Here is an 11,946-nt window from a genome sequence, read left to right on the forward strand (position 1 = left end):
GACATTTCCTACGTTACGCCGGGAAGTGCTGGACTTCTCGCAGAATCGGTTCCCCGCTAGCGTTCATGTCTTCAGTTTGCCGGAAGACAAGGACCTCTTCATGCATCGCCCACCTCAAGGCCGCGGGGCCTTCTGTTGCTACCGATTTCGCCTGAGCGCTGAGCAGCGCCGGAGTGCTGCAGTCGCTCGACAGCCTTGTCTCAAGGTGGTAGCCGGGAGTCCGCATGCCTAGCCAGTCCGATCTGCGGTTCAGCTTCGAGGCCCTGGCCGGCCGGGTTGAGTTCGAAGTGGTTTCGTTCGAACTCGAAGAGGCCATCAGCGCGCCGTTCCAACTGCACCTGGAACTGATCAGTTTCGACGCGGATGTCGACTTCGGCCTGCTGCTCGACAAGCCCGGGCTGTTCACGGTCTGGCGTGGCGAGCAGCCGCTGCGCCATGTGCACGGCCTGGTCAGCCGTTTCAGCCAAGGCGAGACCGGCAGGTTTCGTACCTACTACCACGCGTTGCTAGAGCCGCAGCTGGCCCGCGCCCGGCTGCGCTCGAACTGGCGCATCTTCCAGCACAAGACTGTGCCGCAGATTATTGAACTGATGTTGCAGCGCCAGGGCATCAACCGCTTCGTAATCAAGAGCCTCGGCGAGCATCAGGTCCGCGAATTCTGCGTTCAGGCCGGTGAAACCGACCTCGACTTCATCGCCCGGCTGGCAGCCGAAGAAGGCTTTGTCTACCGCTTCGAGCACACGCCACAACAGCACCGCCTGGTCATTACCGATCGGCTGCTGGCGTTTGGCACTATCAGCCGCGGCGCGGTCCGGGCCGATGACCCACAAGCGGTAGATGAGGGTGATATCGGCCCCGACCACGTGCTGTATCACGCCAACAGCGGTGGTGATCAGGCCGTGCCGTGCCTGCGACGCCTGCGTTACAGCGAGCAGGTCCGCAGCACCCGGCAGGTGCAGCGGGACTACACCTTCACCCACCCGCGCTACCGCCAGGAGCATCGGGCCGCTGACAGCAGCATCCCCCATCAAACGCTGGCCTACGAGCGTTTCGACTACCCTGGGCGCTACAAGCGGGACGCGGTCGGCGTACCGTTCACGGCCACGCGCCTCGCGGCGCTGCGCCACGACACGCATGTTGCCGAGGTGCAGGGCGATGATGTGCGCCTGCAACCAGGGTTGAGTTTCACGCTTGACGGGCACCCGCGCGAAGACCTGAACGTGCATTGGCGGCCGATCCGCGTGCACCATGAAGGCGTGCAGTTCACCAGCCTGCAGGAAGAGGCAGGCAGCGCCGACCATGGCACCCGCTACGTGCAGCGTGCCATGCTGGTGCCGGGCACCCGCGAATGGCGCCCGGCACCCCTGGCCAAACCCCGTATCGATGGCCCGCACATGGCCACCGTGGTCGGCCCGCCCGGCGAAGAGATCTACTGTGACGAGTGGGGCCGGGTCAAGGTCAGTTTTCCCTGGGATCGGGAGAGCAAGGGCAATGAGTTCAGCTCTTGCTGGGTCCGGGTTTCGCAAAGCTGGGCAGGCGGCAGTTGGGGCTCGATGGCCATCCCGCGCATTGGCCAGGACGTGATCATTCAGTACGTCAACGCCGACCCCGACCAGCCGCTGATCATCGGGCGTACCTACTGCGGTGATCAGCTTCCGCCGTATGACCTGCCGGAGCACAAAACCCGCATGACCATCAAGAGCCAGACCCACAAGGGCAATGGCTTCAATGAGCTGCGCTTCGAGGACGAACTGGGCAGGGAGGAGGTGTTCATTCATGCCCAGCGCGACTACAACACGGTGGTCGGCAACGACGAAACCACGCGTGTCGGGCGCAATCGGTTGGAGCAGGTGGGCAATGATCAGCAACTTAGCATCGGTAACCACTATCGCCAGGAAACCGGGGGCAACCACAACCAGTTCATCGGGCAGAACTGCCAGGTCGAAATCAAGCATGACCTGACGAATCAGGTCGGTAACAACCGCAGTGAGGCGACCCTGGGCTGTCAGCAGGTTCTCGTCGGCAAGGACAGCGCCTTGGTGGTCAAAGGTGCTCAACGGGTCGAAGTCGGCAATGGCATGCAGCAGCGCACTACCGTGTATCAGCTGCATGCCAGTGAGCGCATAGAGTTGAAAACCCCAGGTGGCTGCATCGTGCTGGACCGGCGCGGTATCACCCTCAATGGCCAGACACTGAACCTGATGGGGCAAACCCAGGCGACTGCGCAGGGGGCAGGCAGCGCTACGTCGCTGACATTGACGCCGAACGCTGCCAGCACCTGTGAGGGAAAGCTCTGATGACGGCTGATGAACTGGCCCACGTGATCGAACAGCAGCATGCGCCCACCCTGTACAGCTATGTGTTGGTCGACCCCCTCGCGCCCGAGGACAAAGGCGATCCAGCCTTGCTCGCCCAGCTTCGCGAGGCATTGGGGGCGAGCGCTTTGATGCGTGTACCCAGGCCCGACCTGGCGCATGTGCCGCACCTGCATCCTGTACTGGTATGCCTGGCTGTGCCCGGTGCGCTGCCCAGCCGCGCAATATTGGAATTGACCGCCCGGGCAGCCGTGCGTGGGTTGTTTCAGCCAAGGCGCTACGTATGCGGCTGGGTGTTCAGTGAACAGCCAGCGGCCGACATCGCAGCTCACCTCAGTCGCTTGTGCCGGTTACCCGACAGGGCCCAGGCACTGAGCTTCTATCCGGTCTACGAGCCGATACGCCTGGAGCTGCTTGCGGCAACGTTCAAGCAAGGGGAGCGTGCGCCGTGGTGGCCCATCAGCCGCTGGTTGTTCCTCAACAGCAGTGGGCAGTTGCTGAACCTCAAGGGGCAGAGCGGGCAGCGCTGTCTGCTGCCCGCGTCTGCTTGGCGCATGCAAGCGGATGGAGCATTGGTCGAGCGCGTATTGCGGAGCTTGAGCGCTCTGCGAGCAGGCGTGAACAATAGCTTTCAGTGTCAGATACCGTCGTTTGCGGCTGTACGAGCCGGCAACCATATCCAGGAAGCACGCGCCTTGGGCTTGACCGACTCGGAAGATATCGTGGTGCTGGCCCTGCACCAGCTGTGCATTCATCCCCAGCTAACCTCCCTTGCCGCCGTGCGCGGCCTGATAGATGTAGCCTGCCAAGAGCAGCGCGCGCTAGCGCCGTTGCTTGCCTGCTACTCCGAGGCGCAATGGCGGCACCTGATCCAACTCCTGCCGGAAGCGGAGCGCCTTGCATGACCATCAGTCAACGAATCGCCCTGGCTGTCGCTGAAGCCGGGCTGCCGCATGACCACTGCATGGCTTGTCAGCGCCAGGGGCTGCCCATTCTGCCCCTGCGCCGTGCGCTGGTCCCGGATACCCGACCGGAGTGCGTCACTACCGTGGCGGGGCATTTGCACATCTGCGCCAAGCCTGGCCTGCGCACGTTACGCATGGGCTACCTGTATGTCTTGCTTGACCAGCAGGTCTGGCAAGCCTACGCCGTCAGCGCACAGGGCCATCTGCGACGCTTTGACCCCTATGCGCCCCCAGCTGGCCCACCTGGGCCACTGCCGGAAAAATGTGCGCAGGAAAACCACGATATTCCGGCGGCCTTCGTCACGATCGACACCGACAAATACAACAGTGCCTGGCTGGCCTTTTCCAGTGATGCCTGGCCGGTGAGCGTGCTGAACGCCTACAAGCAAGGCGTGGCACCAAGGCACCGCTTCGTAGGGATTGATCTGACCCAGGCGCGTACCCATCCGCAATTGCTGGGCCTGGCGATGACGGCCGACCAGTTGCAAGTTGACAACCAGGTGTTCGAGTACAGCCAGCAGGCGTGCGCACCGTTCGACAGCGTGCATGGTTTCCACAGTCGTTGGCTGCGCAGGTTTGCCCTGCGTGGTTACGTGGTCAATGCATCGGACCGCCACCAGTTGGCAAACGGTGTGTTGGCGCTGGTGCTGGACGACACCGTAGGTTTCATCCAGGAATATAACCACCAGCGGCTGAGCTGGGTAGTGAAGCGCCAGGTCTGGCGTGAGGACCCACTACGCGCGTACCAGTTGCAGACGTCGCAGATAGTACAGGTGATCCGCGCCACGCACCGGGAGTGGGCGGCACAAGGGGTGCCGTCGCTGCAGCCGGTGACCGGCGACGGGCCACCAATTTTCGTGGACCCGGCAGTCGAGCGACAGCGTTTGGTCGAGCGTGCGCAGCTGGAAAGTGATGCCCGTCTAGAAGAGCGCTACCACGAGCCGCAGCGGGCTGCTTTCCAAGCTGAGCACGAGGCGCAGGATGCCGAGTTCCAGCGCTACATCGACCAGGACGCGCAGGCCTATGTTGCATTATTCGATACCCCGATGTTCAAGGTGGCCGAGCGCCACGACTATGACGGCCGTGATCGCGAGTCCGGTGTGGCCTATACCAAGACCATGGGACTGTGCTTGGGCGGTGGTGTCACAGAGGCCGTGGTGGCCAGCCTTGAACCCCGCCAGCCCCCAGCCGGTACCAGCGAACGGCTGTGGCAGGTATGGCTACAAAACCCCGACAGCCCTCCCTACCGCGCGCTGCTGATGCGTGACAACGCTTTGCTGGCCGCGCTGTTCCCCAGTTTTTCAGGTGACCAGGCAATCAACTGGAACGACAGCGACAAGCTCTTCGGCATGTTGAGCAAGGTCATCGCCAGCGACGATGCCGGTTTACGCATGCGAAATAGCTTGAAGCAGGCCATCGCCGAAACGCAGAGCGCGGTGAATGCCGCCAGTCAACGCCTGGCGCCTAGCCTCGGGCCAGGCATTCACAACGCTGTTCGGCACCTGAACAGCGCAATCCAGTTTCTTTACAACGGGGTGCAACTGATCGAGCTTGAAGTGAAGATGAAGCTGGGCGAGTACTACGCCTTGCAGAGTGTGCACTTACGCCAGTTGCAGCACCGCGCAAATGCCTCCCTCGCTGAGACGAGAGACCGTATGTATCGCAGTGTCGATGACTTTGAAGTTGGTTCGCTCAAGGCGATGCGCAAGGTCCGGCCGATCCTGCAGCACGGTTTGATGAGCCTTGCGCTGCTCGACCCTCGTCTGACCAACACCGTGATCAGTGTCACGGTCTGGGTCGAAGGCACGGCTGCGCAAGTGCATGGCCGGTTAGTCGAAGCGGCCAGCATCAAGCTGACTCAGGCGAGCAGTGCGGCGCACGCGGCCATGGTGGATATCTCGGTCGCGGCAGGTACCCTCGACAGCAATGCCCGCAAGTTGCTTGACGGGATGAAGATAACTGCGCACCAGGCCAGCCAGCTGGTGCGTGGCGGTTTCTCAGGCCTGCGCGGGGTTGCAGGCAGTTGGGAGGTGCTACTCGGGATCGGTGGGCTGTATTTGCAGTATGACAGCCTGACCAGAAATCAGGAAAAGGCCGAGGCAGAGATTGGGCCTAAGGCGTACGAGGCCAAATTGGCGCTGCAGGGTTCGCAACTGGGTGTGCTTGGGGGGCAAATCGAATTGGTGGGGCTGGTGTTGAGGGGCGCTGCGGGTTCAAGCACGCCTTGGGCTCTTAACGTAACGGCTCCTGGGCCGGCTTTAATTCGACTCGGCGCTATATTCAGCGCGGTTGCTGGAGTCTTTGATATCGCACAAGCGGTTGTCGCTACTGAACAAACTGCCGCCAAAGGAGATAAAACAGCGCGAAATATGAATGTTATGTCTCTGGCAGCATTTACCGCTGGCACCCTAACCTTTGTAGGCGCAGTTTTGACATCAGCAACATTCGGGCCGCTGGGGTTGGCCATTATCTTTACGCTTATTGGATATGCTGCTGGCAGAAGCGCTCTAAAAAAAGAGTCGAGCGAATTGGAGGTCTGGATAAAACGTTGCTTTTTTGGTAGGGCCAACGAACATCCGAAGATTCATTGGGATGCCCCCGAGTATGCAGATATCGCATTTTCTGAGTTGAATGCGGTTACGCTTGGCGTCAAAGCCAACCTTCATTTTTCATCTTCGATAGATACCAGAGAGTCCATGAGAAGGATGGGTGGGTTAGTCCATGTTGAGATAGAGCAAAAATTGATTTTCAAAATAGTACTACCCAAATATCGAGAGGATGTTTCTGCTTTCTCATGGGCCCTTGTTGTGCATCGTGACGGGGATGGATCATTTCCCGAATACAGCGGTGGCGAAACACTGATTTCTGAAGGGTTTGAAAACTCATTAGTAAAGTCTCTTTCAAAAATGGCCAGCTATTCTCGATATTCACCACCTAGACTTCCTGACTACAAAAAACGGTTTGAGGTGGTCAGAGAAGTCAAGTATGTAGTGACCGAAGGCGTGACCGGACGATGGTTGGAAATATCGGGTGTGGTCGAACTTATGCCGGTCATAGGGCGGCACACAATTACTGCAGCAACGCTTTCGGTCATGTATTGGCCAGATCGTTCAATCGTGGATGCCTATGCTGCTATGACCAGACGAGGTGTGAATGACTAAGCTCACATCGCCACCTCTAAGTGGGCGCGGCTTGGGTTGGAGGTATGATCTCCCTTATGTTGGAGAAGAGCCCAAGGTCAGTGGGTGTCTGGACAGGATCAAACCCCCACCCAACTATTACGATGCGATCTATCTGGAGTTGCCAAGGCAGTCAGTCAGCTTGCGAGGCGTTGTAGCATTATTGGGTGTGCCATCGATGCTGCTCTGCTTAGGCGTGGCGCTATGGTTGTATTGGGGGTTGCTGGTTGAAGGGTTTACCCATGATTGGGTCACCAATGTCTTGACTGTGATATTTCCTGTGCTACCGCTGTGGGTGATCCTTTGCTTTATCAAGTTGGATCTGACTGTTCCAAGAGACGAGCCCATTCGCTTCAATCGGTTACGCCGAAAAATCTACCTCTATCAATTCAGATTTCATTACATGTATTTATTCAGCCGCAGACACTGGGGCGTCAAACCCGTTGCCTACAACTGGGATGACGTTACCGCCGAGGTTTACCGAATCTACGCCCCCGGCCACGGCGGTCTGATCGAAAACGTCATGCTGTCGGTCCGTAATCCGGAAACCAACGAAGTCATTGACCGCGTGTTTTTCAGCCACGACCTCTACCACGGCGAGGCCTACTGGGCCATCGCCAGACTGTTCATGCAGCAAGGCCCCCAGGCCCTCCCGAAGTTCGTACACCCCGCCCGCGACTGGAATGATGATGATGGTCTGAGCCACATGCACTGCCTGGCGCCGAGGGTTCACTGGCCAGTGGCGATTGATCGCGAATCACGTACCGCACCGCACGCAGGCGAAGCGCGATGAAACCTGTTGTGCTTGTCGGTCATCGACATCTCTGCCCATTGCATGGCGCTAACCAGGTCGAGAGCGGGAGTGCTGGGTATACATTCAACGGCAGCGCAGTGGCCAGGGTGGGGGACCGGACTACCTGCGGAGCGGTAATCGAAAGCGGGGCCGAGCACTTCCTGATCGAGGGGGCTGCTGTGGCGCGCAAGGGGGACAGGACTGATCATGGCGGCGTGCTGGATGAAGGCGATGCAGGCTGGTTGCTGGAGTGAGGCGATTTGCGCGCACGGTATGGCTGGCGTGCATCACCGCCCAGTCTTGCTGATCTTTTTGCCGGCCTGCGCAGCCACTTCCAGCGCCTGGCCGTCCCGCTGCTTGCCTTGGCGTGCCAGGCCCTCGAGCTGGGGTATCAGCATGCCTTCCGGCAAGTGCCGCCAGAACCGCCCCGGCATGTGCAGGCGCAGGGCATCAGGGTTGAGGCGGGCAGGGTTGAACGTATGGCGGTAATAGGTACGCCACAGCTCGGCCCCTGGGTCTTCGGCACTGCGCGCCCACTGTCGCCATTGCGCCGGGCAGTGCCGTTGATAGTCGAACCCGGCACCGTCGAAGCGAATGCCATCCTGAGGCGTAGCGATCAGCCAGCGCAACTTACCCAGGCGGTCGGCGAAGTGCGCACTGGCGCTCTGCAGAACGTCATGTGCCGGCTCGTGGTAAGCCACCAGGTCCAGTTGCAATTGCCCAGCCACCACTTCGGGTAGCGGCACGAAGCGGACAAAGGCATGCAAATGATGGGCTTCGCGCGTTACCTGCTTGATGCGCCGTTGCAACTCACTGCCCAGGCGGTCCCCCGCCAGCATTGCGGTGCGGTCGCCGTGGGCGACACGCCACAGCACTTCGTACAGCAGGTTCCAGCGTTGCTCGCCACGGTAGCGAGAGGCCAGTTCCAACTGACCCAACAATTGGGCCGGGACTTTGGCCCGGAAGGGGCCAGGGCCGGCAGGCAGCGCTGTGGGTACAGCCAGTAGATCCGCCATGGGGCCCTGGTTCCAGGTGATTTCCGAAGGGTCGATGCCATGCCCCAGTAACACCCGCGCCTGTTCACGCCATGTGGCGAACAGGTCGTCGCAGTCGAGCGCAATCACCCCCACAACCCCATTTGCACCGGCGCCTGCGGTTCGCGCAGGCGTGCACGCAGCAACCCGCTGCGCAGTTCGGCCTGTGCCGGGCGGTAATCGCTGGTGACGATGAACGGGCGAGCCTTGTCCAGTACGCAGCGCAGCTGAATCAGGTCGTCATAGCGGATACGCCGTTCCCGGCGCAAGGCCACCAGGCGCTGCACGCTGCGCAGGCCTATGCCGGGTATGCGTGCCAGCAGCGCCGGCTCGGCGCGGTTCACGTCCAAGGGGAATACCTCGCGGTTGGCCAGCGCCCAGGCCAGCTTGGGGTCGATGTCCAGTGCCAGGTTACCGTGCTGACCCAGCAGCTCACCCGCCTTGTAGCCATAGCCCCGGAGCAGGAAGTCAGCCTGGTACAGGCGGTGCTCGCGCAACAGTGGGGGGGCGGCCAACGGCACGCTGCCTGGGCTGTCGGGGATCGGGCTGAACGCGGAGTAGTACACCCGCTTGAGGCCGTAACCCTGGTAAAGCGATTCGGCATTGCGCAACAAGGTGCTGTCATCGGTGCTGTCGGCACCGACGATGACCTGGGTACTTTGCCCCGCCGGGGTAAAGCGCGGTGCCCTGGGTTCATTGGCTACGGCTTGCTGCCCCTGGTGAATGACGCCCATGGCCTGGCGAATGGTGTGTGCCTGCTTTTCAGGCGCCAGGCGCTTGAGGCTGTCGTCGGTCGGCAGTTCGATGTTGACGCTGAGCCGGTCGGCCAGGCGCCCGGCTTCTTCGATCAGCAGCGGGTCGGCGTCGGGGATGGTCTTCAGGTGGATGTAGCCGCGGAAGTTGTGTTCTTCGCGCAACAGCCGGGCCACGCGAATCAGCTGTTCCATGGTGTAGTCCGCCGAACGGATGATGCCAGAGCTGAGGAACAGGCCGCTGATGCAGTTGCGCCGATAGAAATCCAAGGTCAGGCGCACCACCTCTTCCGGGCTGAAACGTGCCCGAGGCACGTTGCTGGAGCGGCGGTTGACACAGTACTGGCAGTCGTACAGGCAAAAATTGGTCAGCAGCACTTTCAGCAGCGACACGCAGCGGCCGTCGGGCGTATAGCTGTGGCAAATCCCCATGCCATTGGTAGCACCCAGGCCATCGCCACCGCGCGAATTGCGCTTGGGCGCGCCGCTGCTGGCGCAGGAAGCGTCGTACTTGGCAGCGTCGGCCAAAATACCGAGTTTGGCGATGAGTTGCATGGGGGCGTCTCGCTGTACTGAATATTCATACAGTATTTTGAGATCTTAGGGATTGCAAGAGGTTGTTCGCCATACCCGACTACTTTCGTCAGAAAAATCCCTATTGCTGGGCCACGGCCCACATCTGTTGGCGAAGCCAGCGCCGCAAGGGGTCGGCATGGGTACGCGCATGCCAGATCTGCATCACCTCTACGGGCGGCAGCTCCATGGGTAGCGGGAACATGCGCAGATCCTGGTCACGGTCGATAGCTTCGAGGGCAAGCGAGCGCAGGCAGGTCAGAAGCAGGTCGGTACCCCGCAGCAAGCGCATGGGTGCGATGAAGCTGGACAGGCCTGCCACCACCCGGCGTTGCTTGCCCTGGCTGTGCAGGGCGCGATCAACCAGCCCATCAAGGTCACCGGTCAGGGTGGTGAGCAGATGGTCGCTGGCCAGAAATGTGTCCAGGTCTAGGCCGCTACCCAGGCCTGGATGGCTGCGCGAGGCAAGCACTACGAACTGCTCCCTGAGCAGCCGCTGCTGGTGGAAGGTATCGGGCAGGTCGGTGTAGAAGCCGGCGACAGCCAGGTCGCAGGTGCCTTTTTCCAGCGCTTCACGGGGTAGCATGCCGCGGGTGTTGTGTGTGATCAGCGTTAGGTTGGGCGCTTGGCTGCGCAGTATTGGTAACAGCCTGGGCAGCAGTGTCTGCTCCACATAATCGGTGCTGTACAGGTGTACGCGGGCAGGGCGGGCGAGAAAGTCTTGCCCCTCGCAGCGTTCATAGAAGCCTTCCAGGCCCGCTACCAGGCGTTCTACCTCCGGCGCCAGCTCATGGGCCCGCGGTGTGGGGGTAAGCCCTCTGGGCGCACGCACGAACAGGGGGTCGCCAAGCTGGTCTCGCAATCTGCCGAGCTTGTGGCTGAGTGCAGGTTGGCTAAGCGCCATGCGTTGGGCGGCGAGCGTGGCGCTGCGCTCCTGGTAAAGCACATGGAACAGATAGAGCAGGTTCAAGTCCTTGTTGGCGATATTCATATTCCGAATGGCAGCCATGATCACTTTAGAATTATCGAATCATAGCTGCAGCGGTAGCATTCCCCCAGTGATGACTGACCCGGAGCTGCCCATTAGATCTAGCGCTCCGCCACTTTGGTATTGCAGGCGCTTGCCTGATCAGGAGTTAACGCATGAAGAAGCCGACCACACTGGCGCTGGCAGTCACCGGCGCGTTACTTGCCGGTGGTGCCCAATCGGCGCCCAAGGGCGAGGTACTGGTGCTGCTGTCCAGTGAACACCAGCTGCCGTTGCAGAACGGCGAACACTACGCCACCGGCTATTACCTCAATGAGTTCGGTGTGCCCGCCGACCAATTGCTCAAGGCTGACTACCGCCTGGTGCTGGTGACACCCAAGGGTAATGCCCCGCGTGTGGATCCGCGCTCGGTTGACCCGCAGTATTTCGCCGGTGATGCCACAGAGATGCGCCGGATTGAAAAGGTGGTGCAGGGGCTGCCAGACATCGGCGATACCCTGTCGGTGAAAGAAGTGCTGGCTGGCGACCTCGACCGCTATGCCGGGCTGTTTATCCCCGGCGGCCACGCGCCTTTGATCGACTTGGCCAATAACCCGGATGTCGGCACCTTGTTGCGGCATTTCCACCAGGCAGGCAAACCCACTGCGGCTATCTGCCACGGCCCAATCGCTTTGCTTTCGGCGCAGCAAGACCCGGTTGGCTACCAGGCCGCGCTGGCGCGTGGCGAGCGGGCGGCAGCCAAAGACTGGGTGTACCAGGGCTACAAGATGACTATCTTCTCTGACCCAGAGGAGCAGGTGTTCGAGGGATCGCTCAACGACCAGCGCTTGTTGTTCTACCCGGCGAACGCGATGGCGATGGCCGGCGGCGACATGGGTTATGCCAAGCCCTGGCAACCGAATGTGGTGGTGGATCGCGAGTTGATTACCGGGCAGAACCCGTTCTCGGACAAGGCCCTGGCCAAGGCGTTGCTGAAAAAACTCGGTGAGCGCGCGAAACTCACGGCCGAGGCCAACTGAAGCGCAAGCGGCCAGCCAGAGCAGAAGGGGCGCCACAGTGGCGCCCCTTTTTGTTGTGCGCCAGGCATGGCGCGTTGCGCGTTAGCGCAACCCGTTTGGTTGTGGTAGCCGAGCGGGTGACTTGGAGGTGAAAGTCCTCTACACACCCGGCAAGGGGAAGTGTTAGCCAGAGGCAAGGGTGTCGCGGGCGACTGCGAATCTGAAGGAAGCCCGAGGCAAAATGCTGGTCTGACGAACAGGAAGCGGATGAGGCGGCGCAGCGGGGTTAGGCGGCAACAATCGCCAAAGCCCAGTACTTGCACGGAAGGCTGGGGCGTAGATCCGACAG

The 11,946-nt window shown here is 60.8% G+C and carries 9 protein-coding genes; 6 read left to right on the plus strand and 3 right to left on the minus strand.

Annotation, left to right across the window (positions count from 1 at the left end; genetic code table 11):
- The first annotated feature begins 224 nt into the window (after positions 1 to 224).
- From GYA94_RS14975 to GYA94_RS14995, 5 genes are read left to right on the plus strand one after another with little or no spacing between them, the layout of a single operon-like run.
- Positions 225 to 2,297, plus strand: coding sequence for a type VI secretion system Vgr family protein (locus tag GYA94_RS14975; protein ID WP_161892600.1), 2,073 nt, complete (start codon positions 225 to 227; stop codon positions 2,295 to 2,297).
- On the plus strand, positions 2,297 to 3,220 hold the full coding sequence (locus GYA94_RS14980; RefSeq protein WP_161892601.1) for a hypothetical protein: 924 nt from the start codon (positions 2,297 to 2,299) through the stop codon (positions 3,218 to 3,220). The genes GYA94_RS14975 and GYA94_RS14980 overlap by 1 nt, the downstream gene beginning before the upstream one ends.
- Positions 3,217 to 6,441 (plus strand): T6SS effector BTH_I2691 family protein, encoded by a 3,225-nt coding sequence (locus GYA94_RS14985; protein WP_161892602.1) that lies wholly within the window; start codon positions 3,217 to 3,219, stop codon positions 6,439 to 6,441. The genes GYA94_RS14980 and GYA94_RS14985 overlap by 4 nt, the downstream gene beginning before the upstream one ends.
- Positions 6,434 to 7,252 carry a DUF6708 domain-containing protein gene (locus GYA94_RS28220; protein WP_255326940.1) on the plus strand — a complete coding sequence of 273 codons (819 nt, stop codon included), beginning with the start codon at positions 6,434 to 6,436 and terminating at the stop codon, positions 7,250 to 7,252. Before GYA94_RS14985 ends, GYA94_RS28220 begins: the two co-directional genes overlap by 8 nt.
- Positions 7,249 to 7,506: a PAAR domain-containing protein gene (locus tag GYA94_RS14995; protein ID WP_009686597.1), complete on the plus strand. Its 258-nt coding sequence runs from the start codon at positions 7,249 to 7,251 to the stop codon at positions 7,504 to 7,506. Before GYA94_RS28220 ends, GYA94_RS14995 begins: the two co-directional genes overlap by 4 nt.
- A gap of 33 nt (positions 7,507 to 7,539) precedes the next feature.
- Here the strand turns inward: GYA94_RS14995 and GYA94_RS15000 are convergent, their stop codons facing one another.
- The 3 genes from GYA94_RS15000 to GYA94_RS15010 all read right to left on the minus strand — a co-directional run bounded on the left by GYA94_RS15000 (position 7,540) and on the right by GYA94_RS15010 (position 10,602).
- Positions 7,540 to 8,382: a TIGR03915 family putative DNA repair protein gene (locus tag GYA94_RS15000; protein ID WP_161892603.1), complete on the minus strand. Its 843-nt coding sequence runs from the start codon at positions 8,380 to 8,382 to the stop codon at positions 7,540 to 7,542.
- Entirely contained in the window at positions 8,373 to 9,593 is a 1,221-nt protein-coding gene (locus GYA94_RS15005; RefSeq protein ID WP_009686599.1) for a putative DNA modification/repair radical SAM protein, read from the minus strand. Before GYA94_RS15005 ends, GYA94_RS15000 begins: the two co-directional genes overlap by 10 nt.
- A gap of 100 nt (positions 9,594 to 9,693) precedes the next feature.
- The gene (locus GYA94_RS15010; protein ID WP_110678330.1) at positions 9,694 to 10,602 is read right to left on the minus strand and encodes a LysR family transcriptional regulator; all 909 of its coding nucleotides are present in this window, start codon (positions 10,600 to 10,602) and stop codon (positions 9,694 to 9,696) included.
- 152 nt (positions 10,603 to 10,754) lie between these two features.
- On the opposite strand from GYA94_RS15010, the gene GYA94_RS15015 reads away from it, so the two are divergent.
- A complete protein-coding gene (locus GYA94_RS15015; RefSeq protein WP_110678332.1) occupies positions 10,755 to 11,618 on the plus strand; it encodes a type 1 glutamine amidotransferase domain-containing protein in 864 nt (287 codons plus the stop codon).
- The last annotated feature ends 328 nt before the right edge of the window (positions 11,619 to 11,946 follow it).

This window comes from Pseudomonas juntendi (genome assembly GCF_009932375.1).
Taxonomy (GTDB): domain Bacteria; phylum Pseudomonadota; class Gammaproteobacteria; order Pseudomonadales; family Pseudomonadaceae; genus Aquipseudomonas; species Aquipseudomonas juntendi.